Source organism: Pseudorhodoferax sp. Leaf267, from assembly GCF_001422405.1.
GTDB lineage: Bacteria > Pseudomonadota > Gammaproteobacteria > Burkholderiales > Burkholderiaceae_C > Pseudorhodoferax.
The window spans coordinates 1380613-1407498 of the sequence record NZ_LMMV01000001.1 but is presented as its reverse complement, the minus strand read 5'-3'; the positions used below and the strand labels follow the sequence as shown (position 1 = coordinate 1407498).

Genomic DNA, 26886 nt, shown 5'->3' with positions numbered 1-26886 from the left:
GACTTCGAGCGACCGCCGTCCGGCCCACGACCTCATCGCTCTCGCCAGCTCTCACCAGCTATCGCCCGCGCAGATACCGCGACTGTTCCGCAGCGTGTTGCCGGTTCGGCATCAGGCCAATAGCTTCGCGTCACGTTGGAAATGGTTCCGACGAGTATTTATTGGAGACAACGTGGAAAGACTGAAGAAGTTGATGCTTGCGCTGACTGCGGCAGGCGGCTTGGCCGCGTGTGGCGGCGATGGTTCCGACGATGAGGCGCCGCCTTTGCCGGCGGCCGTGCGCATGTCGTGTGCGGAGGTGACGTCGGCGAACGTGAACCTGCCAGGGGTCATCGTCGACGCAGCTGTAGAAGTTGCCGCCAAGGAGGGCATGGGAGGCGTTGGCTACCCTGCGCATTGCTATGTGACGGGACGGCTGAATCCGAGGACTGGCATCGACGGGAAGTCCTATGCCATTGGCTTCGGCCTTCGGCTGCCCAACGAGAACTGGAACGGGAGCTGGATTTACGGTGGAGACAGCGGACTGTCGGGTTCATTGACGGGGCCCGAAGGCATGGCCAACACCGGCATGGGTGGGCAGACCAATCCTCTGAAGCTCGGCTACGCGCTTGCGAGCAGCGACGGTGGCCACCGAGGTAGTGGACCCGCGGCCGGCCTCGATGGGTCGTTCGGACTAGACCCCCAAGCGAGACTTGACTATGGGTACAACGCCATCGGCACCTGGGCGCCCCTTGCGAAGCAGTTTGTCCAGAAATACTACGGGAACACGCCGCGCACCTCCTACTACGTGGGGTGCTCGAAAGGCGGGCAGACAGGCATGCAGGCCGCCGCGCGTCTCGCCGACGTCTTTGACGGTGTTCTCGCTGGAGACCCAGGCTTCAACCTGCCGAAGTCCGGGGTTGCAGCGATGTTCGACAACAAGCAACTGGCAACGGTCAACAACGATGTGACCAAGGCGTTCAGCCCAGCCGATCTCGCGCTGGTGAGCTCTCGAATCCTCGCGAAGTGCGACGCGCTCGATGGTGCTTCAGATGGCATCGTGAACGACCTGGCCGCCTGCAAGACACGTTTTGACATCGCCGCCGACGTGCCTCAGTGCGCTGCAGGCCAAGTGCAGTCGGGACAGTGCTTGAGCGCAAGCCAGGTCACCGCGCTGAAGAACATCATGGCAGGTGCGAAGACATCGACCGGCACCCCGCTGTACTCCGATTGGCCCTGGGACCCGGGCATCTCCTCGAACGACTGGGTCGGATGGAAGACCTCCCTGAATGTGATGCTCAGCCCTGTGGCGATGTCAACCGTCTTCTCGGTCCCACCAACGCCTGGCGTGAACGCGCTGGATTCGACGGCAGATGCGTACTGGCGCGCGTACGACATGGATCGCAGCTTCGAGTTCATCTACGGGACCGACGCGACCTATCGCGTCTCCTCGATGGATTTCATGTTGCCGCCGGGGATGACGACGCTGTCGACGTTGAAGGCCAAGTCGAAGTTGCTGGTCTACCATGGCGCCGCAGATGGCATCTTCTCGGTCAACGACACGATCAACTGGTACTCCAGGCTCCAATCGAACGACAGCAACGCTGCCGCGTACGCTCGGCTGTTCGTGGTCCCTGGAATGGCCCACTGCGGGTCGGGTCCATCGACCGACCGATTCGATGCCTTCTCTGCGCTTGTCAGATGGGTCGAGCAGGGAGTGGCCCCGGACAACATCCGAGCCACCGTGTCCCCAGGCAACAACGAGTTGCCGACCTCGTGGTCTGCCACGCGTAGTCGCCCTCTGTGCCCGTACCCCACAAAGGCGGTGTGGAAGGCCGGCTCAGTTGACCTCGAGAGCGCCGACAGTTTCATCTGTCAATAGCCGCGCGGCGAGGCCGTTGCCGTGCAACTGGCCTCGCCATGAGAAGGCCGGCGGCGATTGCGAGGACGGGGTCCACAGTCCATGCAGCCCCCGCGTTTCTGCTTCGCTGGCTCTGCCCGTCAAACTCTGATGTAGCTGGAGCCTCACAGGCTTCGGTTGACCGTGACTCGCAACACCGCGTGCGTCTTCGTTAAGGGTTTTCCTGTCAACTGCCAAGGTGGCTGCCGAACGTCGGTCGTTCTCCTATCGTTGCTGGGCAAAAGCAACTTTATCGGAGACATTGAATGCGCTTTCTCGTTATCGACCGCACGGCCATCGCGCTCGCCGCATCGGTCGTTCTCATCTCGGGCTGCGGAGGGGACGGCAGCGATGAGACGGATGTGGGGCAGGCTCCCTCGTTGACGCCCGCGCAAGCGTGCGAGGGCCTGAAGGGCTTCTCTATCCCCGCCACGGATATTGCGCTTTCAACGAGAGGCGCGGTTGTGGAGAACGCCACGCTCGTGGCTCCGGCAGGGAGCGGAACGACCGCTGTGGGGGAGTTCTGTCGGGTGACCGGCTGGATTGCGCCGATGGACCGCAGTGCTCCATCCATCGAGTTCAGCGTCGCGCTGCCGTCTACCTGGAATCGCAAGGCAATGCACCTCTTCGGCGGCGGCTACGATGGTAGCCTCATCCAGGGAAGCAACAACGTTCCCGGCGCGAGCGGCTATGCGTCGCCGGTGGCCAGAGGCTATGCGGGATTTGGTAGCGACGGCGGGCATAAGGGGGGGGAGGGCAGCTTCGCCCTAAACGACGAGGCGCTGGAAAACGAGCTGGGCGACCACCTTGGCAAGACGCGTGATGCCGCGGTAGCGGTCATGAAGAAGCGCTATGGCGAGGGCCCCGCCCTTACCTACGCTGCGGGTGGCTCGGGAGGCGGTCGTCAGGCGATGTACGTCGCAGACAGATGGCCCGCCTTGTACGACGGCGTCATTGCCTACTATCCAGCGTGGTCGCTCACGGCCATGCTGGTGAACTACACGCAGACAGCGAAAGCTTTGGCACTGCCAGGAGCGTGGTCGACCCCCGCGAAGCAGCAGCTGTTGACCAACGCTGTCATCGCAGCCTGCGACGGACTCGACGGAGCCACTGACGGCGTCGTGAGCAACGTCGCAGCCTGCACGTTCGATCCGATCATTCTGCGCTGCCCTGCTGGAAACGACGCAGGTGATAGCTGTCTTTCTGATGCACAGATTGCGGGATTCCAGGCCTACTCGAAGCCCCTGTCCCTGTCGTTTGCACTGGCCAACGGGACGCGAAGCTATCCTGCGTACAACATCTTCAACGGTGGAATGACTCCGGCCATGGGGACCGTTGCGCCTTCGACGCCTTCGACAACCAACATGGCATTTGCCATGTGGATTGGCGAGTCGTTCGCAAGGTACTACATCTACAAGGACTCGACGTTCGATTCGCTAACCTTCAACCCGTCCGCGAATGGCTTCACACAGCAACGACTGCAGTATCTGTCCGGCCGCCAGGACATAAACCCGAACCTGTCTCCATTTGCGAGCAAGGGCGGGAAGCTCATCATCATCCACGGAATGGCCGATCCGCTAATACCTGCAGCTACCTCTGACGAGTTCTACGCTAGGGCGGTTGGCGCGATGGGCCGGGACATGGTCAACTCGTTCATGAGGTACTACCAAGTACCAGGCTACGGCCATGGCAGCGGTGCATTCAACCTTTCGGTCGATTCGCTGACCGCGCTGGAGGGCTGGGTGGAGGGCAGGACTGCTCCTACAGGCCTGGTCGGTCGTGATGCAAACGCAGGGGCGAATCGGTCGCGACCGCTGTGTGAGTATCCGACTTGGCCGCGATATAACGGCACTGGTGACGGGGCCCTTGCTACGAGCTTCGCCTGCGTGCTCTAGTTGTGGAGTCTCAATAGTGAGGTTGCCCTCGAATCCTGGAGTTCATTGCCCCAGCCGTGAGAATCCACGGACGGGGGCGTAGATTGAATGAGAGGTCAATGAAAGCGATGTTGACGGTGGAGTTCAAGCAGGAGGCTGTGTGACAGTTCAATGCCGGGCGCACCGCGTCGACCGTGGCCGCGACGCTGGGCATGCCCAGTCGGGCCTGACGAACTGGGTGCGTGCCGATGCTGAAGGCCAGTTGGCGATGGCGTCCGATGGCCAGGCGACGACACCGACGGTCAGCGCGCGGCTGAAGGCGCAGGTCGCCTGGCTGACGATAGAGCGCGACATTGAAGAAAAAAGCCGCGGCTTACTGTGCGTAGTGCGTGCTGCAAGGTACGCCTGGATTTTCTCCATGAAGTGGAGATGGCCGATCACGCCGATGTGCCAGGTGCTGCGGATCAGCGCCAGCGGATATTTCCGCTTGAATGCCTGCACACCAGGCACCAAGCACGGTGAATGCCGGCGGCACAACAACTACGCTTGAGGATAGGGAGACGCCCTCCGGTTGTCAGGGGCAACCTCAGTTCTGGGCCGACACCAAAACGGTGTGCTCCAGTCGCCTGCACCAGATCCTCTATGCCAAGCAGGATTCAAGATAACGGATGCCGCTCAGCCTCGAAGCTGCCGCCCCAGCTTCTCGCTGATCATCATGCAGGCTGCATTGATGTTGCCGCTGATGAGCTCCGGCATCACCGATGCATCGGCGATCCACAGATTCTCCAGGCCTTTGACCTTCAGGTCCGGCGTCACCACCGCATTGTTGTCGATGCCCATGCGGCAAGTGCCCCACGCGTGGTAGGCCAGCCCGGTGCGCGCCTTCACATACTCCACCAGCGCGGCCTCGGACGTGGAGTGTGGCCCTGGCTTGATTTCATCCATCACCATGCCGGCCAAAGGGGACTGAGAGACGATGCGGCGCAACATTCTGATAGCCCTTACGAGGGTCTGTACATCGGCATCTTCGGCAAGGAGGTTGGAGTCGATGAGCGGCGCCGCCTTCGGCTCCTTGCTGGTGAGCCGAACGGTGCCACGGCTTAAGGATAGCTTTTGTCGGGCACCATCGAGAATGATGGGTACGGCAGGACCGTCAAGCTTTTGTAGAACTTTCGTTCGTCGTCGTTGACCGCGCCCGCCACCGAGAACAGCATGTGCACATCTGGCACGGGTTCCGAGGGCGAGGTTCTAAGGAAGCCCCTGGCCTCCGTGATCGTAGCCAGTGGTCCTTGCCCGGTCAGCAGGAACTTGGCACCGAAGCCTGCCATGCGCAGAGGGTTTGTGGTGGGGCTGTAGCTGGACCCCTTCACGCGCCAGGTCGGGCGGATGAGCGGATGCTCCATCAAGGGGATGCTCAGGCGCATTCTTGAGACGGATCCGATGGCTTCGTTGATCGTGAAAGAGCGCCTGCCAGGGCCACAGGCGGTCAGCGATGAGCAACTTCTCGACCATGTGAAGAACCATGGTGGCACAGCCTGGCACCCCGTCGGTACATGCCGCATGGGATCGGATCCTCAATCGGTGGTCGATCCCACCCTGCGGGTGCGCGGGGTCGAAGGCCTTCGCGTTGTCGACGCGTCCATCATGCCAAAGATTCCGTCCGGCAACACCAGTGCGCCGGCGGTCATGATCGGCGAGAAAGGCGCAGACCTGATCCGACACGCAAGCTGACGGTGAGCGCCAGGCGTAGCCCCATCGCGTACCGGCGCAACCTTGGGCTCGCCATATAACCCGTCCAAGTTTTCTGCCGCACCCCCGGTGGCTCACTTTTGCATCGTCGCCGACAGCGCAGAACTTTGATGGGCGCGCAGGCATGAGTGCGCCTGCAAACGGCCAAAAGGCAGGAAAACTGGCCTGCAGCGGCCGAAGAGCCGCTGCACCGCGGGCCGAATCGGCGTGTTGGCTTGAACGTACTGCATCAGCACATCTCAAAGTGCATTGCGCAGAGCTTTCCTAAAGGGACGGTAGCCGCGCGGCAGGTCCGAGCCCTTCTCGTCCGCCCGGTGCCATGTCTTGAGAGCGTTCTCCGTTGAATAGCTCAACAGTGAATGGTCTCGACGACCCGCTTGCCAAGTTTATGTAGAGCTTGACTGCGCGGGTTCGATTTCCTTAAAAATTAATGAACTACTTTTTCCAGGTGGTCCAAGTTTTTTACCATCCCCGTTTGAGGTCGCCAATGCATTCGTCCCTGTCGGGAAAAGTATATCGGCGGCAATGCTTCTTAAGGTTTGTATATCCATTTCTACATGTAAGACTGAACTGTGTAAGCCTGGATTGGTTGTGGGTGATTCCATGGGTGTCACTTCAGATCACCGCGCATCTGCGTTTGGTAAGAAGCATCTGCGAACGCAGCTCGATTGACGATGGTAAAGAAGAGCGTAAGAAGATCTTAACTAGTAAGCAGAAAATCCGTCTTGACGTATCCATTGGATTCTCCAATACTTCGTGAATTGACAGTAAGAGCAAATAGAGCTGCCGATTCTGTGACGCGTCGAGATACCGATGCAGGCTCAAGATGCATATTGAAGCAGCAACAATAATATTAACCTCGCATGAGGAGACATCCATGTTTTCAAGACGATCGATATTGCAAGCAACCTCGGGATTTGCAGCCATCGGGTTCCCGACAACTCGCGCCCTTGCGGACAGAGCCTACCCGTCGCGGCTCATCAAAATTGTGGTGGGAAACGCGCCTGGCGGGACGGATGATCTGATCAGCCGCTCGTTGGGGCAGTACATGACGACCCGATGGGCTCAGCCAGTGATTGTCGAAAATCGGGGTGGTGCTTCGACCACCATTGCGGGCGGCCATGTGGCTGCGGCTCCCGCTGATGGGTACACGATGCTTTGCCTCATCGGTACGAGCATTGTGCAGACAGTGTTGCGCGACAAAATTCGATATAGCCTCGACAGTTTTTCTCCGATCATCGGTGTCGGCGGATTCCCATTGGCGCTCGCAGTATCGGCCTCTGGAAATATAAAAACCATGGACGACTTGAAGGCGGCGGCCAAAGCGCCAGGTGGGGTGAAATTTGCATCGGGCGGCGTTGGGACCATGGGTCACCTGAATGCGGTGAAATTCTTGAGATCCATTGGCGGGTCAGGGCTGCATGTGCCCTATCGCAATAATCCGGAATGTCTTCAAGCCATTGCGGCCGGATTTGCAGACATGATGTTTGCCTCGGTATCGGAAGTGGCACCAATGCGGAGTGACGGTTTTTTGCGTGTTTTGGCAGTTTCATCGCAAGAGCGGTCGAGTAATCTCACCGATGTGCCGACCACGCGTGAGTTGGGTCTCCCCCAGATCGATACCGTGCTGTGGCACGGGTACATGGCGCCTGCCGGAACTACCCCCGCGGTCATTGCGAAAATTGCCGAGACAATCACCCAAGGGGTGAATGAGCCGGAGTTTCAAAACCGGTTCAAGCCTTTGGCCTTTCAAACTGATTTGAAGACCGGCACCGCATTGAAATCGTTTCTGACAGGCGAGGCCGCGAAGTGGCGGGAAGTCATCACTGAGAACAACATCCGGATCACCGACTGAAACTGAGGACAGACATGAAGAGATACGGGCATTTCATCGACGGGAAAGACGTCGAACCACACTGTGGGGAATGGATCGAGACAGTCGATCCCTACCGCGGCGAAGCCTGGGCCTCGATTGCGCGCGGAAGTGCCCACGACGCTGACCGTGCCGTGGCTGCCGCCAGAATGGCTATGACCAAGGGCGAGTGGGCTCGCATGTCGGCCACCAGGCGTGGCAGGGTCATGCGCAATATCGGCGATGCAGTGGCCAGCCATGCAGCTCGGCTGGCCGAGATCGAGGCCAGGGACAACGGGAAGCTGCTCGCGGAAATGCATGGGCAGCTGAACGCCATCGCGGAGTGTTGGTACTACTACGCCGGACTCGCTGACAAGATCGAAGGATCGTCCGTGCCGGTGGAAAAGCCAGAGATATTCGCCTTCACGACCCGCGAACCGATCGGCGTGGTGGCGGCGCTGACGGCGTGGAACTCACCACTGTGGTTTGCCACCGTCAAGTGCGCGCCGGCCATGGCTGCAGGCTGCGCCGTGGTGGTGAAGCCCTCTGAATTTGCGTCAGTCAGCACGCTGGAGATGGCAGCTCTCATGCGGGACGCGGGGGTCCCGGATGGGGTGTTCAATGTCGTCACCGGGCTGGGGCAGGAGGTCGGTGCTGCGCTGGTGGAGCATCGGGACGTGGCCAAAATTAGTTTCACCGGCTCCGACACCACTGGCACCCGCATTTACGAGACAGCGGCGCGATCACTGAAGCGCGTGTCACTGGAACTCGGCGGCAAGTCGCCGAACATTGTGTTCGCCGATGCCGATCTGGATCTGGCAGCGGCAGGCGTGGTTTCCGGTATTTTCGGTGCCGCAGGCCAGATGTGCTCTGCGGGATCTCGACTGCTGGTTGAAAAGTCCATCAAGGAAGTGTTCGTTCAAAAGCTTTTGAAACTGGCGACAGACATTCGTCTCGGCGACCCGATGGACCCGCAGACCAATGTGGGTCCGATCGCCACGCCGCCTCAGTTTCAGAAAGTTCTGGATTACATCGCGATCGCAAAAAAAGAGGGCGCACGTTGCATCCTGGGCGGGAAGCAGGCCGCCGGGCCTGGATTGCAGGGCGGGCAATTCGTCGAACCGACGATTTTCGATGACGTGACCAACGGCATGCGCATTGCGCAGGAAGAGGTGTTCGGTCCTGTGTTGTCGATCATCGAGTTCAGCGGAGAGGAACAAGCGGTCGAGATCGGCAACGACGTGGCGTTCGGGCTGGTGGCTGCCGTTTGGACCAAAAGCATCGGGCGGGCACTGCGCATGTCGAAAGCGCTTCATGTCGGGACGGTCTGGATCAATACCTACCGAACCTATAGCTACATGATGCCGTTCGGTGGAATGAAGCGCTCCGGTATCGGGCGCGAGCAGGGCATCGAATCGGTCAATGAGTATCTGGAAACCAAGAGTGTTTTCATCTCAGCCGCAGAACATGCGGCGACCAATGCCTTTGTCCAGCGATGAACCAAGGCGTTCGAGACCAGACCACGGATCTGAGATGAAACTCTCTAGGCGACAGCTGTGCTGCTCGATCTGCATGGCGGCTTTGCTTCCGACGCCGTCGAGGGCACAGCCGTTTCCGAACAAGCCAGTGCGCATCATCCTTCCGTTTCCGGCGGGCACCGGGCCCGATGGTGTCATGCGACTGGTCGGCGACAAGCTCGGAAAGCTGTGGGGCACCCCGGTCGTGATCGACAACCGTCCTGGCGGCAATGGCTGGATCGGGGTGGAAGCCGCCAAGCGATCACCGGCCGACGGCTACACCTTCCTTCTGGTCGACGCCTCTTACGTGGCCATCCAGCCGCATCTGCACAAAAGACTGCCGTTCGATCCGTTTCATGACTTCGAGCCGGTCGCGCCGATGTACCGGACGAACTACTTCGTCGTGGTGAGCGCCGATTCCAAGTGGGACAGCGTTGCCGACCTTGCTGCCGCGGCCAAGGAGGCCAAGGGGCAACTGACCTATGGATCGTCGGGCGTGGGCAGCCAGCTGCATGTCAATGCGGCTACCCTGGCCACGGCGCTTGGACTGCCCATGACGCACATCCCGATCAAGGACACACCGCAGGTCTACACCAGCATCGCCCGCGGCGACATTGCCTGGGCGTTCGGCACGGCTGCTACCGCTGGCCCCCTGGCCAAGGCCGGCAAGATCAAGCTGTTGGCGCTGGCCGCACTCCAGCGGCACCCCAGCTATCCGGATGTTCCGACCGTGCGCGAGGCGGGTGGGCCGCCAAGCCTGGAGGCGCGCACCTGGGTGGCGCTATTCGCCCCGACGGGCGTGCCCGCACCCATCGTCGAGCGGGTCAACGCCGACGTGATCCGGGTCATGGCCGAACCGGATATCCGGGAGCGGCTCGACGCCGTCGGCTTCGCGGCATGGGCTGGCAGCCCCGCGCATCTGCGCAAGGTGATGGACGAGGACTACCTGCAGTTCGGCCAGGTCATCAAGTCGCTGAAGATCTCGCTGGACTGAACCGATCAAGCCGTCCTGCACTTGCACGACGCGTGGTGCATCGCTGCTGAGATCGTATCCGTTTCCAAGCCACTGCCATGGACCCACGCAAGCTTTTATACCTGGCCACGATCATCGAATGGGGCAGTCTGGCCAAAGCGGCAAAGCAGCTCGCTGTGTCGCAGCCTGCGCTGTCGAAGTCGATGGATCGGCTGGAGGCCGATCTGGGTGTGAAGCTGCTCGACCGCGGAGCAAGCGGCGTCAGGCCCACCAAATCGGGTGAGCTGGTCTATGCCCATGCGAGGTCCATGCGCGAGGAGATGGCGCTGGCGCAGACATGTTCCTGCGGGCATCCGGCCCGCTCCAACGTGCTGACCCTGGCCACCTTGCCCAGCCTAGCCAGCAGCGTGATCGCGGGGGCGGTGGCGCGCTGGCGGACGGCCCAACCCGCGGGGTTGCTCAGGGTGGTCGAAAAGGTGCAGATCGAACTCTTGGTCGGGCTGCAGCGCGGCGAATTCGACTTCGTGGTCGGTCAGACCGAGTTTTTCGACATCCTGTCGGACGGACTGAAGCAGCGCGTCCTGTTTCGCGATCGGCTGTCTGTCTTCGCGCGTGTGGGCCACGCGCTCTTCCGCAAAGACGCATTGGCGTGGGCCGATGCAGCGGCTTATCCGTGGATCTGTCCGATGGTCGGATGGTCCCAGCGCAATGCCTTGGAAAAACTGATGGATGAGCAAGGCATTCGATTTCCCGCCAACCTGGTGGAGTGCGGCTCCATCAATTTCACCAGAACACTGGTCGCCTCTAGCGACCATCTTGCGCTGTTGCCGATCCATTCGGTCGCAGCAGATGTGCGCGCGGGTTCCGTGAAGGCACTGCCGCTGGATGTTTCGTCGCTCAAACGGGATATCGCCGTGGTTTTTCAGGAAAGCGCACCACTCACACGGGAGAGTTATGAATTGATCCGGCATATCGAAGAAGTGGGGCAGGCCCTCTCGCGTGATTGATCGGCGGCCTGTGCTTGTTGTTGTTGTGGCGTCGTTTACATGGAGAAATCATGATCAAGATTGGTGAAAAGATTCCAGAAGTCGTTCTGATGGAGTACGTCGAACACGAGGGTGAGGGCTGCAGCCTGGGGCCGAATCCCGTCGATGTCATCAAGGCAAGTGCGGGCAAGACAATCGCGCTGTTTGCCTTGCCCGGTGCCTTCACGCCGACTTGCTCGGCGAGCCATGTGCCCGGGTACATCGCACAGGCGGAAGCTCTCGGTGCGGCGGGGGTCGACGAGATCTGGTGCTTGAGCGTCAACGACGCGTTCGTGATGGGGGCCTGGGCGCGCGACCAGAAAACAGAGGGCAAGGTGCGCATGCTCGGCGATGGCAGTGCCGACTTCACCCATGCCGCCGGCCTCGCGCTGGACCTCACGGCACGCGGCATGGGCGTGCGCAGCAGCCGGTACTCGATGTTGATCAAGGACGGCGTTGTCACTTCGCTGAATGTCGAACGGCCGGGGGCTTTCGAGGTCAGCGATGCCGAGACCTTGCTGGCACAGGCGAGATCCTGATGCGGGGTTGGACGGGTGCAGCAGGGCCCGGCCGTACAGCGCTCAAAGGGGCAGGCACGCGTCAGTTTTTTTGGTAAGTTAAGCTTACCAATATCGCTGATAAAAGTGTCTTGACCCGCTTCTCTGCAGTTTGAATACTGGCAGTATTGTTCGTCAGTTGTTGGCGATCCGGAGACACAAGATGAATGTCGGGTACATCGGCCTGGGGGCCATGGGAGGCGCGCTGGCGCGTCAGATCATTGGAAAATTTCCATTGAAAGTGCTGGATCTCAACCCGGCAGTCGTCGCCGACTTCGAGGCAAAAGGTGCCGTGGCGGTGGCCACAGCGGCCGACATGGCGCGGCAGTGCGATGTTGTTTTCCTGTGCCTGCCGCGCAGCACGGATGTCGGCCACGTCATCTTCGGTCCCGGGGGGCTGGTCGAAGGTCTGTCGCCGGGCAAGATCCTGATCGATCAGACCAGTGGTGTTCCCGAGCAGACCCGCAGCTTCGCCCACCGCCTGGCAAAGCTGGACGTTGTGCTGTTCGACGCGCCCGTTTCGGGCTCGATGGCGGCGGCCGAAGCCGGTACGGTGTCGATCATCACGTCCGGCCCGCAGACTGCGTTCGACAGGTGCAGGCCTGTGCTGGAAGCGATCAGTCGCCATGTCTACCGCTGCGGTGACCGGGTTGGCAACGGCCAGACTATGAAGTCGGTCAACAACCTCATGAACACCGGGTGCCGGTTTTCGACCTTGGAGATCGTGGCCCTTGGCCGCAAGATGGGGTTGACGCTGGAGGTGATGACGCAAGCCATCAACCAGACGACGGCGCGCAACTTCACGTCCACCGGCATGCTCCACGCCATCGCCGAACGACGGCAGGCGACGAACTTCGGCCTGGCTCTGCAGCTCAAGGACACGAACCAGGCGTTGGCGCTCGGTGTGGAGACCTCCGCCCCAATGCCGATCACCACGGTCGTTCGCGGCCTGCTGCAGATCGGCGTCAACACCCTTGGGCCGAACGCTCGACTCGAGCAGATGATCGGATTGATCGAGTCCCAGGCAGACGTGCGCTTCGTAGCTTCGGCTCCGGCCGCGCAAGCCCCCACGGAAAGGGTTTGAAATGAACATCGGATGCGTGACTTTCGGCGGCCTGGGTCAACGGCTCGTCGATCAAATTGCACGGCGACATGACGTGTCGGTATTCGACGTATCAGGCGCGAACCCGAAGAGCCTGAGCCTCGCGGCACTGGTGGCGCGCAGCGACGTCGTCATGGTCTGCAGCAAGACAGCGCAAGAGAGTCTGCATGACGTCGTTTTCGAGCACGACGAATTTGCGGCCGGCCTCACACCGGGCAAGATCGTGGTCGACCTCACAAGTGGCGACCCCGAGTCGACGCGGACCCTGTCCGACGCGCTGAAGTCGCGCGGCGTGCAGTTGGTCGACGCGCCAGTCCATGCCGAAATCTGGGCCGATCTCGGTGCACACGCAGCCATCTTCTGCGGCGGTGACGCCGACGCCGTGGCCAAGGTCCAACCCCTGTTGAACTGCATCACCTCCAGGGTCGTGGCAACCGGATCCTGCGGCAACGGGCACGCGACCTATCTGGTCGTCCAGGCCATCGCCATCTGCAATCGCGTCGTGACGTGCGAGTGCGCCAGCCTGGGCGCCAAGCAAGGGCTGTCGGTGCGGGACATGGACACGGTGCTCAACAACAGTTCCGGTCAGAGCAGTGCATCAGAGCGTCTGCTGCCAGGTTTTCACTCGGCACAATCGACGGCCGATGTCCCTCTGAACAACGTGGTGCAGGACCTCCAGATCTTTTCACGCGCCGCTGCAAGCTTCGGAGCCCCCGTTCTCATCGGCAACCTGGCGCGCAGCATCATCGAGATGGCGTCGAACGACCTGGCACCAGGCGCCACGTTGGATGACATTGCGCTCTTCTACGAATCGACCGGCAAAATGAAGTTTGCCGACGCATGACGGCTTGCTTCGCCGCGGGCCTGCCGTCGTGCCTATGACATCACCGTTGCAGCGCGCCTGACAGGCCACCCCATGGAACTTCGACACCTTCGCTATTTCAAGGCCGCTGCAGAGGAGGAACATTTCGGCCGCGCGGCGGAGCGGCTGCATGTGACGCGGCCCGCCGTGTCACAACTCATCGCCGATCTGGAAAGCGAACTCGGTACCGCGCTGTTCGAGAGGCTGGCGCACCGCGTCAAGCTTACCGAGGCAGGCAAGGCACTGCTGCCCAGGCTGAATGCCTTGATGAGCGACCTGCACGACGCCCTGACCATGACCAAGCGCGTCGGCGAGGGCAAGAGCGGCGCCCTCACTATCGGCTACGGTTCCTTGACCCTGTTTCACACCCTCTTCCGCGGTGCGATCAAGCGCTTTCGCGAGGAGTTTCCGGATGTCATCCTCTCGTTGATCGATCAAGTGACGATTGACCAGTACAAGCTGCTGGAAGATGGAAAGATCCATGCGGGGTTCATGCACTTCGGACCTGACACGGTGTTCCTGCGCAAACGTCGGAGCACGCCGGTGATCAATGGCCAGGACCGCACAGCACTCGACTGGGTCCCGATCCAGACTGGAACCGTTGGCGTCGTGATGCTGCGCGACCATCCGTTGGCCAGTAAAGAGTCGGTCGAGTTGGCGGAACTGGCGAATGAGCGCTTTGTCGTGGTTCCACGCGGGCTTAGCAGCCCAGGACACGGCGCCATCCTTGAATTCTGCCGGGAGGCGGGTTTCGAGCCGAGGATCGTGCAGGAGGTGAGCACCACTGTGTCGCAGATGAACCTGATCTCTGTCGGTATGGGAATCGGGCTTTCCATCATCGGCAAGAACTTCATCTATCCGCCGGAGCTCACTGTCTTGCCGCTCAGCGACATGGACTATCCCACCACCTTCGTGTTTGCTTGGTTAAAGGGGGAGCGGACACCCGCCCTGAATCACATGATCGAAATCGTTCAATCTCTGGCGGCATAGCGGCCGGCCGGCGTCACGCGGGGTCGACCAGGCGCTGTGGCGGCGGGTGGAGAGCGGTTGCCCGATTTGTCACGCTGACCGTGGGGCGGTCAGCGCCGGTTCATGCCATCAGCGTTCCGCCATTGACGTCATAGACCGCACCGTTCACGTACGCCGCTTGGTCGGACACAAGAAAGTTGATCACCGCGGCAGCCTCCTCGGGTTTGCCGTAGCGCACCATCTGCGCTTTGCCTGAGCGGTATTCGGGCGCGTTCATGATGCGTTGGGTTAAAACCGGTCCGGGCGCAATCGCATTGACGGTCACGCCTGACTGTCCCGATTCGATGGCAGAGCTGCGCGTCAGCCCGATCAGGCCGTGTTTGGAGGCGGTATAAGGCGTGCTGCCATTGACGCGTCCGGTGCGCCCCGAGGTCGACGCGTTGTTGACAATCCTGCCCCAGCCCCTGGCCTTCATCTCGGGCAGCAATTCACGCGTCAAGATGAATGGCGCGGTCAGGTTGATCGCGAACACTTCAGCCCAGTGCGCGTTGGTCACCTCTTCCAACATGAACTTGCGGTCAAGCTGTTTGGGATGGATGCCGGCGTTGTTGACCAGAATGTCAACCCTCCCCTTCCAAGCCAGGGCGTCGCGCGCCAAGGCGGTAACCTCTTCTTCGCGCGCAAGGTCGACGACGAATCCGATGGTCGGCACATGGTGCTTCTCGCCAAGTGCTGCAGCAAGTCGGTGCACGTCCGGATTGCGGTCGACCAATGCCACCTGCAACCCGCCTGCGGCAAACATTTCGGCACATGCCGAGCCGATGCCGCCAGCACCTCCCGTGATCAATGCGACTCTCTCGTTCATAAGACGGTTCCGCTATGCAGGTACGCGAGGCTGCGCAGGGCGCGTGGGCAAGTAGGCGGTTTGAGATGCATGGGAGGTTCGAAGTTTGTTGAATCCGAGGGCCGCCACACCGTGGATGGCGCCGGACCAATGAACTGTAGGACCCCAACTGCCAACCGTCCATTTGCATTAACTTTGCATTTCGAAAGAAATACTGACATCGTTTGGCCGTGCCGGTTCACGAGCGCTGGCATTCCCGCCTTGGCGCTGACGTGCCAGCAAGGCGCGGCCCTTCGACAAGCCGAGCCGGCCCTACGGAAGCAGTCAGGCAGCAGCCTCGACGATGCGCACGTCACGCTCGGCAGCTTGGCCAAGAGCCTGCAACGCCGCGTTGTAGCCGGGACCGTCGTGTGCGGCGATCGCCTGCTGGACGCTGTCGAACTCGATCAGGACCGTGCGCTCGCTGATCCCGCACTCATACACCATGGCAGGCACCGCGCGCGCCAGAAAGCGGCCGCCTGCGGCTTGCAACGCGGGGCCGGCGAGCTTGCCGTACTCCGCAAGTGCGGCAGGGTCCTTGATGGCGCGGTAGGCAGCGATCCAATAAGCCTTGGGCATGGTGAAGTTCCTTGAAGTTGCAGAGAGTTGAGGTGGGACGAAACAAAGTCAGCGAGTGGATCCGCCGGCTTGCGGCACCGGGGGCGTCGGCAGCTCGCGAAGTTGTCGTGCCTTGGCCGTGGCGGCGCCGAGCAGGAAGGACAGATCGGTCCCGGTGGACACGTACTGGGCGCCGAGGGCCACATACCGGGCGAGCAAGGCAGGGCTGCCAGCAAGCCCGCCGATCCCCAGCGACTTGCCATGGCGCTGGCAGGCCTGCATGGCGTACGCATAGGCATCGCGCACCAGCGGATGGTCAAGTTGTCCGGGCACACCCAGGGAAGCGCACAGATCATTTGTGCCGATGAAGACCACATCCACACCCGGTACGGCGGCGATGCGATCGACGGCTTCCAGGCCCTTGGCAGACTCCACCATGGCGATCACCATGGTGGCGTCGTCCAATGCGCTGAACATCTCGCCTGCATCGACGCTCTGGTATTGAAAGTGCGGTAATGCGGCGGAGAAAGATCGATGGCCAAGCGGCGGAAATTTCGCAGCGCGCACAATTCTCTCGGCATCCTCCGAAGATTCAATGTGCGGTGCAATGATGCCGAGTGCCCCGCCGTCCAATACTCGGGCAACATAATCAACGTTCGGAACGCGAACAAACGGTGCGATATTCAAAGCCAGCGCTGACATGCAGATCTGGCTGGTGGCATCCAAAGAAAACGTGCTGTGTTCCAGATCTATGTAGATCGAATCGAATCCCGCGGTGGAAGCCAATGCCGAAATCTCGACCGTTCGCACCAGACGAACGGTCAGCGACAAGACCAATTCACCACGACCCAGCTTGTCTTTGACGGTGTTGCGCAGTAAACGTTGTTGCGGCTTTGCAGGCATTTTTTCTCCTGAGGATTTTGTAGCGGCGAGTTCCACTGGACCATCCAGGCACAAGAAGCTTTGGATCGGCAAATAATCTGCGGAGGAGAGCGGTGCGTCAACAGCGGGTAAGCACGGGGAAATAACCAGGGGTTATAGCTTGTCCGGTAAAGGGCTTCTAATTTCAGAGCCCAACCGCTAGCATCGCGCCACGCTAATGCACAACCGCCTAAATTACCGCGTGGCGGTGGAGGAAATACACATGCGAGTGTCTGAAGCAGCCTCGGCGGAGAAGAGCCAAGTGGGCAGCATGCGCGAGGGCGTCTTGGAACTGAAGATTCTGCTGACGGGGGAAGACGACAGCCCCAGCAATTACTGCATGCAGATGAATCGGACTGGCTCGGGCGGATGGAGCACGCCCCGCCATCGGCATAATTTCGACCAAGTGCGTTACATTCTCAAGGGCACTTATCCGTACGCCAAGGGTAAATCGATGCCCGAGGGGTGGGTTGGCTATTTTCCCGAGGGCGTGCGCTATGGCCCGCAAGACCGACCCGAGGGTCTGGAAATGCTCACCCTTCAGTTCGGGGGAGCCAGCGGTAATGGCTTTCTGAGCGTGGCGCGCCGGGAAAGAGCCAATCGGGCGCTCCAATCAAAAGGCGTCTTCAAAGACGGCATCTTCAGCTATGTCGACGCCAACGGGAAGCTTCACAACCAGGACGGATCCGAAGCCTGCTTCGAAGAGGCGACCGGACAAAAGCTCAGTTTTGGCAGTCCGCGCTATCAGGACCTGGTGCTGATGGATCCTGCAAGTTTCCAATGGATCGAAGACCCCGTGGCCGGCGTATTCCACAAGTGGCTGGGCACGTTCACCGAGCGGCGTACACAGATCGGGCTGACCAGGGTCGAGCCGGGTGCGAGCTTCGTGGCCGGGGGCCAGCCGTCGATCGAACTGCTGTTCCTGAGCAGGGGCAGTGTGGAGATTGGTGGCAAGACCTATGGTCCGCACTCGGCTTTCGAACTGGCCGCGCACCATGAGCCCGTCGCGATACGCGGCGTCACGCCAGCCGAGTTCCTGCGTCTCGTGCTGCCGCAGTTCTGACCCAGCCACTCCAAGGACCTCCACATGAAAATTGCCCGCTATGCCCAGGGTTCCCGCATTCTTATCGGCGTCGTCGACGCCGACGGCATCTGCATCCGACCCCTTGCAGAGGACCTGCAGGACATGGTCGACGTGATCCAGCGCCACGGCGCGCCGGCCGATACGTTGCGCGTTGACGCCACAGCCGTGCGACTGGACCAGATCCGCCTGTTGCCGCCGCTGGTACCCAGGCGCAACATCTTTTGCGTCGGCAAGAACTACCGTGCCCATGCCAAGGAATTCGCGGGCAGCGGCTACGAGGCCGGTGCCGTCAAAGGCGCCGAGATCGACGAGTACCCTGCGGTCTTCAGCAAGCCGCCGTCGACCGTGGTCGGCGACGGCGACACGGTCCAGTTGCATCCCCAGGCCACGTCCGAAGTGGACTATGAGGCCGAGCTGGCGATCGTCATCGGCAAGGCCGGCCGCGACATCCCGGCCCCGCGCGCGCTGGACCACGTCTGGGGCTACACCATCGTCAACGACGTCACGGCGCGGGACCGGCAGCGCAAGCACAAGCAATGGTTCCTGGGGAAGGCGCTCGACACCTTCTGCCCCATGGGCCCCTGGATCGTCACGGCCGGTGAGCTGCAGCACGACGACCTGGCGGTGAAATGCTGGGTCAACGGCGAGTTGCGGCAGGACGCCAACACGCGAGACCTGATCTTCGACATCCCGACGCTGATCGCGATCCTGTCCGCCGGCCTGGAATTGCAGCCCGGGGACGTGATTGCCACCGGCACGCCGGCGGGTGTCGGGATCGGCTTCTCGCCCCCCCGGTTCCTGAAGGCGGGCGACGAGGTGTCCATCACGATCGATGCCATCGGTCGCCTGACCAACCGGTTCGCGTAGCGGCGCCTGAGGCCCCGCGCCTGGCATGGGCCCACTGCGCTCGGTGGGCCAATTCAATGCGCTGCACTGCGCTGCGCTGGAGACAAGGAGACACAATATGAGGTCAAGCAATGCGGGCGCTCGCGCCCAGGCACGTACGTGGATGGGACGGCAGGCACCTGCGGTGCAGGCGGTGCGGGTGGTGATGGCCGCCGCTCTCTGCGCTTCAGCGCTTGGTGCGCAGGCGCAGCAAGGCCCTGCGCCCGCGCTGGGCAGCAAGCCGATCCGCATCCTGGTGGGGTACACGCCGGGGGGCGGCGCCGACCTGATTGCGCGCGCATACGGCCAGAAACTGCAGCAGGCGCTCGGCGTTCCCGTCGTGGTGGAGAACAAACCTGGTGCATTCGAGCAATTGGCGGCGCAGCCCGTGGCCAGTGCGGCCCCTGACGGCCATACCCTGTGGCTCGGAACCTCCGGCGCGCTGACGATGGGGCCAGGAGTCCGGTCCAACATCCCCTACGACATCCTCAAGAGCTTCACCCACATCGGCAAGGTCGGCGAAGTCAACGCCGTGCTTACCGTGAACAAAAGTCTTCCGGTGAGCAACCTGAAGGAGTTCATCTCCTACGCGAAGTCGTCTCCGAACAAGCTCAACTACGCCAGCGCAGGCGTGGGCTCGGGCAACCACCTGTTCACCGAATACATCATGGGTTTGACGCAGATCAGCATGACCCATGTGCCCTACAAAGGCGACGCCGATGTCGTGCGCGAGGTCGCCGCGGGCAATGCGGATTTCGGCATACCGACCATTGCTACGGCGGCCCAGTTCATTCACGAAGGGCGGATCAAGGGTCTGGTAGTCACGGGCAACCAGCGATCCACGGCGCTGCCCCAAGTTCCGACGCTGGCGGAGGAGGACGTCACCGATGCGTTGAAGAACTACGATGTCTACGCGATCTACGGCTTGCTGGGGCCGGCTGGCATGTCCGCCTCGGTGACGCGGACACTCAACGAAGCACTCGAACGCATCTCGCGCATGCCAGACGTGGTGCAGCAGTTGGAACATGCCAATGTTCGCGCCAGCTACTCCACGCCGGAGCAACTCAGGCAGTTCATCGAGAAGGATGTCGCCAAGTGGCGGGAAGTCGGCAAGAAGATCAAGATCGAATGACGGCCGCCGCTCACGCTCGCCATCAGGCCAGACTGCAGACACTCCCCCATTCCACTCCGCCTGAATCCAGGAACACGCCATGCCCTATGCCATCACCTTCGTCGACGGGCCCGGAACAGACCGGGAAATGAAGAGCAGCCTCCGCCAGATCCACGTCGACTATGTGACGCGCAACGCCGGGCGCATCATTGCGAGCGGTGGACTGTTTCCGGACGACGACGACTTCCCGAACGGCGGTCTGATCATTCTTGACGTCGAAAGCCGGGCCGAAGCAGTCGACTACATCGAGAACGATCCGTTCTTCCTCCACGGGATCTTCGGCGCCTACACAATCCAACGTTGGAAGAAGTTCGTATTCGATCACCGGCGCGTCGTGGGCTGAGCTTGGGCGGATCGGTGCCCGCGGCCACTTCTGGCATGCCACGCACCTGAGCGTCGGAGCGTCAGCAACGACATTCAGGCGGCTCAGCCCCTGAGCTGCCGCCCCAGCTTCTCGCCGATCATCATGCACGCTGCATTGATGTTGCCGCTGATCAGCTCCGGCATCACCGACGCATCGGCGATGTACAGGTTCTCCAGGCCCCTGACCCTCAGGTCCGGCGTGACCACTGCCTTCTCGTCCAGACCCATGCGGCAGGTGCCCGACGCGTGGTAGCCCAGCTCGGCGCGAGCCTTCACGTATTCCACCAGCGCGGCGTCGGTGGTGGCGTGCGGACCCGGCTCGACCTCATCCATCACCATGTCAGCCAAGGGCGACTGGGACACGATGCGGCGCAGCACTTTGATCGCCTTCACCAGGGTCTGCACATCTGTCCAGCGTTGTTCGAACTGCATCGGACTGAGGTAGCCCAGAGCCGAATGTAGCCGCGAGTGGTTGTAGAAGGCGATCCAGTCCATGACTGCCTGCTTCGCCTGCTCGCGCGTGGCATACCTGGGGCCGTGATCACAGGCAGTTTTCAGCCGTCCCCACAGGCTCTCGGTGAGGGCGTTGTCCCAGCAATTTCCCTCGCGCGACATCGAACTGCGTATGCCCCAAGCCAGCAGCGTGTCCTGGAAGTCCTGGCTGCAATACTGGGTGGCCCTGTCGCTGTGAAAGATCAGGCCGGCGGCCGTCCTGCGTCGAAAGCAGGCCATCAGCAGCGCATCGCTTGACCAGCGAGGTCTGCATGTGTGCCTGCAGGCTGCGTCTTCGATCAGTGCCGCATTCGCGTGCGTATCAGCCGCTGGCTTCCGTGAAGAACTTTTCTCCTCCCAGAAACCGGTTGGGCTTCGTGAAGAACGAGATGAAGACAGCACCGCCTGGAGACTTCGCGACATGCATGTTGCCGCCTGGACGCCAGACGAACCCGCCAGGGTTCGCCGCGCCTTCCGCGTCTTCCAGCGAGCCTTCGATCATGTAGGTCTGTTCGATGGACGTATGCTCGTGCAGCGGGACGACGGAGCCTGGCTCCATCTTGAACATGATGGTGGACATGCCCGTAGCGGGATCGGCGTACAGCAGTTTCATCGTGATGCCCTCGAACTGCGTGGGTTGCCAGTCCATGGCGTTGGTGTCCAGGTAATGCGAGCGCAGATGTGGGGGCTGCGGCGCGGCCGGCGTGCTGTCGTGGGTGCGTGCGGTGTCGGGAAGGGGAGGGGTCATGGTAGGGCTCCTGGTTCATGCGTCATGCCGGTGCACTGGCTCACTGGATGCGGATGTTGCGCTTGCGCACGACGTCGCCGAGCCCTTTCTGGCTCGTCATGAACGACGCACGGAACTGCTCTGGTGTGCCAGGCGACGGGATGAAGCCGCGCTCGACCAACTCCCTGTTCACTGCCGGGTCCTGGAGCGTCTCGCGGATGGACCGCGACAGCTTCTGCACGACATCCTCGGGCACACCCTTGGGGGCGACGACACCCTGCCAGCTGTACATGTCGAAGCCGGGGTAGCCGCTCTCGTGGACGGTCGGTACGTTGGGCAGCGAAGGCAGGCGCTCCTTGGTGGAAACCAAAAGCACCTTGAGTTTGCCCGCCCGAATGTGGGGCAAAGCCGTCGCAGGGTCGGAAAAGTACAGATCGATCTGCCCACCCAGCAGTGCCTGGACTGCGGGTGCTGCGCCGGGATAGGGAATGTGCATCGGTGTGACACCGACGCGGTCGGCGAACGCCTCCATCGTCAGATGGTTCATGCCACCTTGTCCCCAACTGCCATAGGTAACCTTGTCTCCCCGATCCTTCATGAGACCGATCAAGGCCGCTGCGTCGGCGGCGGGAAACTCGGGGCGCGCCAGTAGCACCAGCGGTGTCCGCACCAGCGGCGCGATGAACGTCAGATCGCGCTCAGCCGAGTACTTCAGATCGGGATACAACGTGCCGTTCACCGCCACCTGCTCTGCCGAGTTCATGACCGTGTAGCCGTCCTGCGGAGCAGACAGCAGCGCCTGGGTGCCGATGATGGTGTTTCCGCCAGGGCGGTTGTCGACGACGATAGGCTGGCTCAGCATGCTGGACAGTCGCAGCGTCACGGCACGAGCGACGTTGTCCGCGCCGCCACCCGCAGGATAGGGAACGATCCAGCGAATCTGACGCGACGGGAAGTCTTGGGCACAGGCGCTGCTGGCGATTCCGATGGCAGCTATCAGTGCCAGAGTTGCTTGGGCAAATCGCATAGGACATCCTGAGTTAAACAGATGTTTGAATACTAGAGTGAATCACGAATCTCTCCCAGTAGACTTATCCCTTAAGATCAAGCGATGTTTCAAACAGTCGTTTAAATCATGGTGCGTCACTTTCCGGGCGGGCCTCGTTCCGGCGAGGTGACCAGAGGCCTGATCCTGGACGTGGCAGAGCGCATCTGTGCGCGTGGAGGGACCGAGGCGCTCTCCGTGCGCGCTGTCTGCGAAGAGGCTGGTGCCAACGTCGCAGCGATCAACTACCACTTCGGCTCCAAGCAGAAGTTGCTGGAGGAAATGTTCAGTCGGCGGGTGACGCCGTTGAACGACGAGCGCCTGCGAATGCTCGATGTTGCCTTGGCCGGTCCGCAGGCCACACTGCTCGAACGCGTGGTCCACAGTTTCATCGCGCCGGTCATCCACGGGGTTATGCCCGAGCAGCCCGCCGCGGACCACGGCGCGCTCGATGAGGGCAACTCGTCTCTGGTTGTGACGCAGTTTCTCGCCCGCGTGTACTCAATGCCAGGCGAGGAGGATTTCTTGAAGGTCCACTACGAGCCGGTGCGCAGCCGCTTCGTCCTCGCGCTGCAACTGTGCCTTCCCGCGTTGTCGCTTCGAGACTTGCTGTGGCGCTACAACCTGATGGTCGGCGCGCTCATCTATGCCATGGCAGGACCACAGCGGATGACGCGGCCGCCGGTGCTGTTCAGCAATCTGCGCTTCAACGATGACCATGGCCACTCGGAGGCCAGCGTGCGGCAGATGACCGCATTTCTCGTGGCCGGCTTTCGGGCGCCACCCTGCGAACTCGAGACACCGCCACGCTGACACGCGCGCGGCCGACAGCGCCGGCCCGGTCGTTGCCAGACGTTCCGGAGTTGGCGCAACGGTCAGCCCCTGAGCTGCCGCCCCAGCTTCTCGCCGATCATCATGCACGCCGCATTGATGTTGCCGCTGATGAGCTCCGGCATCACGGATGCATCGGCGATCCACAGGTTCTCCAGGCCCTTAACCTTCAGGTCCGGCGTGACCACCGCCTTCTCGTCCACGCCCATGCGACAGGTGCCCGAGGCGTGGTAGGCCAGCCCGGTGCGGGCCTTCACATACTCCACCAGCGCGGCCTCGGAAGTGGCGTGTGGCCCTGGCTCGACTTCGTCCATCACCATGTCGGCCAGGGGCGACTGTGAGACGATGCGACGCAGCACTCTGATCGCCTTCACGAGGGTCTGCACATCAGCATCGTCCGCGAGAAGGTTGGGGGCGATCAGCGGCGCCGCCTTCGGGTCCTTGCTGGCGAGCCGGATGGTGCCGCGGCTCAAGGGATAGCTTTTGTCCAGCACCATCGAGAACGACGGATACGGCAAGACCTTCAAGCTCTTGTAGAACTGTCGTTCGTCGTCGTTGACCGCGCCCGCCACCGAGAACAGCATGTGCACATCCGGCACAGGTTCCGTGGGGGATGTTCTCAGGAAACCCATGGCCTCGGTGATTGTGGCCAGTGGCCCTTGCCCGGTCAGCAGGAACTTGGCACCGAAGCCTGCCATGCGCAGCAGGTTGCTGGTGGGGCTGTAACTGGGCCCCTTCACGCGCCAGGTCGGCCGGATGAGCGGATGCTCCATCAGGTTGCGTCCGACACCCGGGCTGTGCAGGGCGACGTCGATCCCCAGCGATTGCAGTTCCCGCCCATCGCCGATGCCCGACAGCATCAGCAGCTGCGGCGTGTTGATTGCCCCGCCGCAGACGATGACGCGGCCTGCCTGGGCCACGCGTACGACCCCACCGACTTCGTAGGCGACTCCCGTCACCCGGCCATCCTTGACAAGCAGCTTGTGCACCAGCGCGTCCGTGGTCAGCTGCAGGTTCTTGCGCCGCAGGGCTGGGTTCAGCCATGCGTCCGCTGAACTGACCCGCATGCCGCGACGCTGATTGAACTGGCCGTAGCCCACGCCTTCCTGCTGCGCGCCATTGAAGTCTTGGGTGCGCGGGATGCCGGCTGCCTGTGCTGCCTTAAGGAAGGCCTCGGTGAGCGGATGGCAGTGCCGCACTTCCCGAATGGGCAGCGGTCCGCAATCGCCACGGATCGAGAGGTCCGGCGGCGTGTGGTAGCCCGGCTCGCAGCGCTCCATGTCGCGGAACAAGGGCATGACGTCGTCCGCTGACCAGCCTGTGTTGCCCATGGCGGCCCAACGGTCGAAGTCGGCGCGGGTGCCGCGCACGTAGTTCATCCCGTTGATGCTGCCGCTGCCACCCACCACGCGGCCGCGCCGCCAGTGGTCGGTCCGCAGGTTGCGGGTCGCATCGGGCTGCGACCAGAAGCCCCATTCGAAGCGCGAGAAGTCGAGGTAGTAGCTGAGGCCGAAGGGCTTCATGAGCCACACGTCCTTTGGTCCTGCTTCCAGCAGCAGCACGCGCCGGCCACTGTTCTCGCTGAGCCGCGCCGCCACGACGCAGCCCGCGCTGCCGGCCCCGATGACGATGTCATCCCAGGCGCTTTCATCTTGGTTCATGATGCCCGCATCCACATTCAGTCTCTTGTCTCTTCATTGATAGTTGATGGCGTCCCTGGGTGCGCAAGCACTGATGACGCCTTTGGGGGTTGTCTGCTCACTCCGGCTTGATGCCCATCTTGTCGATCAGGCGCTGCCACGCGACGACCTCACCTGCGATTCGCTCTGTGAAGCTGGCGGTGTCCAAAAAGGTCAGCGAGACGCCAGACCGCTCGAAGATCTCACCGAGACCTCGCGCATTGCTCGCTTGCTGCACTTGGCTGCGCACGGCGTTCCGCATCTCGGCGGGCATGCTGGCAGGAACCATGAGCCCGAACCAGTAGGTCACCTTGTAGTTCGGAAAGCCGGCTTCGGAGAACGTTGGCACCTGGGGCATCAGGGGGTGCCGTTGCGTGCCGCTGTGCGCGAGCGCTTGCACCCTCCCGTCCTTGATCAGGGCTTGGGTCGATCCGACGCTGCCGATGGAGATGTCGATGCGCTGGCCCATGACGTCCGCCATCGCTGCCGCCACCCCTTTGTAGGGAACGTGCACCATCTCCACGCCCGCTTGCTGCAACCATTCGGCTACGGCTAGGTGGCCGGATGAGCCCTGGCCACCGGATCCGAACGACAAGGCCGACGGGTCCTGGCGGGCCAGAGCAACCACGGCCTTGAGATCCTTGGCTGGCAGCCCCGTACGTGCCACCAGCACAGCAGGAGACTCACCCACCTGGGCCAGTGCGAGCAGATCGCGGGCAGGCACGTAAGGCAGCTTCTTGTACAGGGCGGACGACACCGAGAAGGAACCGTCGGTGAACAGCAAGGTGTGGTTGTCGGTCGCCTTTGCCACCAGGTCGTTGGCGATCGTTCCGCCTGCGCCGGTGCGGTTGTCAATGACGAACGATTGCCCCGTCTGCTGCGCGAGTTCCTTGCCCAGGGCGCGCGCCGCGATGTCGGTGAAGGAGCCGGCCGCAAACGGGACCACGATGCGAACGGTCTTGGTCGGCCAGTGGGTGGCTGTGGGGCTCTGCGCTTGGGCCGAACCTGCGGCGAGCGCGATGGCTGTGGCCAGAAATCTTTGGAGCATGGTGGTCGGTGGGGATGTTGGTGCGCTGCGAGCAGGTGCTACACGACCACCGGCCGCGCCGCACCGTCCATCGAGATCACCGATCCCGAGATGTATCCCGCGCGCGGCGACGCCAGGAACACGACGGCGTTGGCGATGTCCTGCGGCGTTGCCAGGCGTCCGATCGGGATCGAGCCATTGGCCTTGGCCAGCGCCGCGTCGATGGAAACACCGCGTTGGCGCGCATCGGCTTCCACGCCTTCCATGAAGCGGTCGGTCGCGGTCTTCGAGGGGTTGAGCGCGTTGATCCGCACCCCTTGCGGCGCATAGGCCATGGCCAATCCGGCCGTGGCCAGCAGCAAGGCCGCGTTGGCGGCGCCGCCCACCAGATGTGTGGTGATCGGCAGCTTGCCGCCCATGCCGACGACGTTGACCACCACGCCCGTGCCGCGTGCTGCCATGCGCTTGACGAGCGGGTCCATCACGTTGATGTAGGTGAAGAACTTCGCGTCCATGGCGGCGCGCCAGTCCTGCGGCGCGAGTTCGGCAAACGGCTTTTGCTTGGCGCCCCCGGCGGCGTTGACCAGCACATCCACCGGCCCCAGCGCAGCCTCGGCCTGCTCGATGGCCGAAACCGCACCTGCTGCGTCGGTCAGGTCGGCCGCCACGCAGTGGATCCGGCGGCCCGGCGCGTCGAGCCCGTCACGGGCGTGCTGCAGTCGCGCCGGGTCGCGGCCGACCAGCGTCACGGCGCAGCCCTCGTTCAGGAATTCTGCGGCACACGCCAAGCCGATGCCTTTCGATCCCCCGGTGATGAAGACGTGCTTGTGGTTGAGATGGAGATCCATGGGTGTCTCTGGC

At 62.1% G+C, this 26886-nt stretch carries 28 protein-coding genes and 2 pseudogenes; 17 read left to right on the top strand and 13 right to left on the bottom strand.

Annotation, left to right across the window (positions count from 1 at the left end):
* The first annotated feature begins 172 nt into the window (after positions 1-172).
* The 3 genes from ASF43_RS06265 (at position 173) to ASF43_RS30445 (ending at position 4303) form a co-directional block, all read left to right on the top strand.
* On the top strand, positions 173-1861 hold the full coding sequence (locus ASF43_RS06265; RefSeq protein WP_156373164.1) for a tannase/feruloyl esterase family alpha/beta hydrolase: 1689 nt from the start codon (positions 173-175) through the stop codon (positions 1859-1861).
* Positions 1862-2145: 284 nt separating this feature from the next.
* On the top strand, positions 2146-3774 hold the full coding sequence (locus ASF43_RS06260; protein WP_056177745.1) for a DUF6351 family protein: 1629 nt from the start codon (positions 2146-2148) through the stop codon (positions 3772-3774).
* 139 nt (positions 3775-3913) lie between these two features.
* Positions 3914-4303, top strand: a complete 390-nt coding sequence (locus tag ASF43_RS30445) for a hypothetical protein (RefSeq protein ID WP_156373163.1) — start codon at positions 3914-3916, stop codon at positions 4301-4303.
* Positions 4304-4428: 125 nt separating this feature from the next.
* Here the strand turns inward: ASF43_RS30445 and ASF43_RS06255 are convergent, their stop codons facing one another.
* Positions 4429-4887, bottom strand: a complete 459-nt coding sequence (locus ASF43_RS06255) for a GMC oxidoreductase (RefSeq protein WP_255358095.1) — start codon at positions 4885-4887, stop codon at positions 4429-4431.
* The gene (locus tag ASF43_RS06250; RefSeq protein ID WP_056177741.1) at positions 4854-5177 is read right to left on the bottom strand and encodes a hypothetical protein; all 324 of its coding nucleotides are present in this window, start codon (positions 5175-5177) and stop codon (positions 4854-4856) included. The genes ASF43_RS06255 and ASF43_RS06250 overlap by 34 nt, the downstream gene beginning before the upstream one ends.
* Positions 5178-5193: 16 nt before the next feature.
* Between ASF43_RS06250 and ASF43_RS29700 the strand changes: the two genes are divergently transcribed.
* Positions 5194-5484, top strand: a complete 291-nt coding sequence (locus ASF43_RS29700; protein WP_235578144.1) for a GMC oxidoreductase — start codon at positions 5194-5196, stop codon at positions 5482-5484.
* Between the two features lie 404 nt (positions 5485-5888).
* Here the strand turns inward: ASF43_RS29700 and ASF43_RS30440 are convergent, their stop codons facing one another.
* Positions 5889-6107 (bottom strand): hypothetical protein, encoded by a 219-nt coding sequence (locus ASF43_RS30440; RefSeq protein WP_156373161.1) that lies wholly within the window; start codon positions 6105-6107, stop codon positions 5889-5891.
* Between the two features lie 272 nt (positions 6108-6379).
* Between ASF43_RS30440 and ASF43_RS06245 the strand changes: the two genes are divergently transcribed.
* The 8 genes from ASF43_RS06245 (at position 6380) to ASF43_RS06210 (ending at position 14380) form a co-directional block, all read left to right on the top strand.
* Positions 6380-7357 (top strand): tripartite tricarboxylate transporter substrate binding protein, encoded by a 978-nt coding sequence (locus ASF43_RS06245; protein WP_056177739.1) that lies wholly within the window; start codon positions 6380-6382, stop codon positions 7355-7357.
* A 14-nt stretch (positions 7358-7371) separates the two neighbouring features.
* Positions 7372-8853, top strand: coding sequence for an aldehyde dehydrogenase (locus ASF43_RS06240; protein WP_056177737.1), 1482 nt, complete (start codon positions 7372-7374; stop codon positions 8851-8853).
* A 34-nt stretch (positions 8854-8887) separates the two neighbouring features.
* Positions 8888-9865 carry a tripartite tricarboxylate transporter substrate binding protein gene (locus ASF43_RS06235; protein ID WP_235578143.1) on the top strand — a complete coding sequence of 326 codons (978 nt, stop codon included), beginning with the start codon at positions 8888-8890 and terminating at the stop codon, positions 9863-9865.
* 77 nt (positions 9866-9942) lie between these two features.
* Positions 9943-10851: a LysR family transcriptional regulator gene (locus tag ASF43_RS06230; RefSeq protein ID WP_056177734.1), complete on the top strand. Its 909-nt coding sequence runs from the start codon at positions 9943-9945 to the stop codon at positions 10849-10851.
* Positions 10852-10901: 50 nt separating this feature from the next.
* Positions 10902-11408, top strand: a complete 507-nt coding sequence (locus tag ASF43_RS06225) for a peroxiredoxin (protein WP_056177732.1) — start codon at positions 10902-10904, stop codon at positions 11406-11408.
* A gap of 130 nt (positions 11409-11538) precedes the next feature.
* Positions 11539-12510 carry an NAD(P)-dependent oxidoreductase gene (locus tag ASF43_RS06220; protein WP_369803236.1) on the top strand — a complete coding sequence of 324 codons (972 nt, stop codon included), beginning with the start codon at positions 11539-11541 and terminating at the stop codon, positions 12508-12510.
* A gap of 1 nt (position 12511) precedes the next feature.
* Positions 12512-13372, top strand: coding sequence for an NAD(P)-dependent oxidoreductase (locus ASF43_RS06215; protein WP_082497633.1), 861 nt, complete (start codon positions 12512-12514; stop codon positions 13370-13372).
* Between the two features lie 72 nt (positions 13373-13444).
* Positions 13445-14380 carry a LysR substrate-binding domain-containing protein gene (locus ASF43_RS06210; protein WP_056177728.1) on the top strand — a complete coding sequence of 312 codons (936 nt, stop codon included), beginning with the start codon at positions 13445-13447 and terminating at the stop codon, positions 14378-14380.
* Positions 14381-14480: 100 nt separating this feature from the next.
* Here the strand turns inward: ASF43_RS06210 and ASF43_RS06205 are convergent, their stop codons facing one another.
* From ASF43_RS06205 to ASF43_RS06195, 3 genes are all read right to left on the bottom strand, one after another.
* Complete coding sequence (locus ASF43_RS06205; RefSeq protein ID WP_082497632.1) at positions 14481-15224, bottom strand: SDR family NAD(P)-dependent oxidoreductase; 744 nt, start codon at positions 15222-15224, stop codon at positions 14481-14483.
* 303 nt (positions 15225-15527) lie between these two features.
* Positions 15528-15821, bottom strand: a complete 294-nt coding sequence (locus ASF43_RS06200) for a DUF1330 domain-containing protein (protein ID WP_056177724.1) — start codon at positions 15819-15821, stop codon at positions 15528-15530.
* Between the two features lie 48 nt (positions 15822-15869).
* Complete coding sequence (locus ASF43_RS06195; protein ID WP_235578142.1) at positions 15870-16739, bottom strand: HpcH/HpaI aldolase/citrate lyase family protein; 870 nt, start codon at positions 16737-16739, stop codon at positions 15870-15872.
* Between the two features lie 205 nt (positions 16740-16944).
* On the opposite strand from ASF43_RS06195, the gene ASF43_RS06190 reads away from it, so the two are divergent.
* The 4 genes from ASF43_RS06190 (at position 16945) to ASF43_RS06175 (ending at position 20204) form a co-directional block, all read left to right on the top strand.
* Entirely contained in the window at positions 16945-17784 is an 840-nt protein-coding gene (locus tag ASF43_RS06190) for a hypothetical protein (protein ID WP_056178166.1), read from the top strand.
* A gap of 24 nt (positions 17785-17808) precedes the next feature.
* Positions 17809-18672 (top strand): fumarylacetoacetate hydrolase family protein, encoded by an 864-nt coding sequence (locus ASF43_RS06185; RefSeq protein ID WP_056177720.1) that lies wholly within the window; start codon positions 17809-17811, stop codon positions 18670-18672.
* Positions 18673-18769: 97 nt separating this feature from the next.
* Positions 18770-19822 carry a tripartite tricarboxylate transporter substrate binding protein gene (locus ASF43_RS06180; RefSeq protein WP_235578141.1) on the top strand — a complete coding sequence of 351 codons (1053 nt, stop codon included), beginning with the start codon at positions 18770-18772 and terminating at the stop codon, positions 19820-19822.
* A gap of 79 nt (positions 19823-19901) precedes the next feature.
* A complete protein-coding gene (locus tag ASF43_RS06175) occupies positions 19902-20204 on the top strand; it encodes a YciI family protein (protein WP_056177716.1) in 303 nt (100 codons plus the stop codon).
* Positions 20205-20287: 83 nt separating this feature from the next.
* Here the strand turns inward: ASF43_RS06175 and ASF43_RS31325 are convergent.
* The 4 genes and pseudogenes from ASF43_RS31325 to ASF43_RS06160 form a co-directional block, all read right to left on the bottom strand.
* Positions 20288-20590, bottom strand: a pseudogene (locus ASF43_RS31325) (GMC oxidoreductase); the annotation flags it as partial.
* Between the two features lie 33 nt (positions 20591-20623).
* Positions 20624-21005 (bottom strand): annotated as a pseudogene (locus tag ASF43_RS31585) (integrase core domain-containing protein); the annotation flags it as partial.
* A 33-nt stretch (positions 21006-21038) separates the two neighbouring features.
* Positions 21039-21464 carry a cupin domain-containing protein gene (locus ASF43_RS06165; protein WP_056177714.1) on the bottom strand — a complete coding sequence of 142 codons (426 nt, stop codon included), beginning with the start codon at positions 21462-21464 and terminating at the stop codon, positions 21039-21041.
* 40 nt (positions 21465-21504) lie between these two features.
* The gene (locus ASF43_RS06160) at positions 21505-22470 is read right to left on the bottom strand and encodes a tripartite tricarboxylate transporter substrate binding protein (RefSeq protein WP_082497631.1); all 966 of its coding nucleotides are present in this window, start codon (positions 22468-22470) and stop codon (positions 21505-21507) included.
* A gap of 108 nt (positions 22471-22578) precedes the next feature.
* Between ASF43_RS06160 and ASF43_RS06155 the strand changes: the two genes are divergently transcribed.
* The gene (locus ASF43_RS06155) at positions 22579-23301 is read left to right on the top strand and encodes a TetR/AcrR family transcriptional regulator (RefSeq protein ID WP_056177705.1); all 723 of its coding nucleotides are present in this window, start codon (positions 22579-22581) and stop codon (positions 23299-23301) included.
* A 62-nt stretch (positions 23302-23363) separates the two neighbouring features.
* Here ASF43_RS06155 and ASF43_RS06150 read toward each other — a convergent pair whose 3' ends face one another.
* The 3 genes from ASF43_RS06150 to ASF43_RS06140 form a co-directional block, all read right to left on the bottom strand.
* Positions 23364-24980, bottom strand: a complete 1617-nt coding sequence (locus ASF43_RS06150; RefSeq protein ID WP_156373160.1) for a GMC family oxidoreductase — start codon at positions 24978-24980, stop codon at positions 23364-23366.
* A 97-nt stretch (positions 24981-25077) separates the two neighbouring features.
* Positions 25078-26046, bottom strand: coding sequence for a tripartite tricarboxylate transporter substrate binding protein (locus ASF43_RS06145; protein ID WP_056177701.1), 969 nt, complete (start codon positions 26044-26046; stop codon positions 25078-25080).
* Between the two features lie 38 nt (positions 26047-26084).
* Complete coding sequence (locus ASF43_RS06140; RefSeq protein WP_056177700.1) at positions 26085-26873, bottom strand: SDR family NAD(P)-dependent oxidoreductase; 789 nt, start codon at positions 26871-26873, stop codon at positions 26085-26087.
* Positions 26874-26886 lie beyond the last annotated feature (13 nt).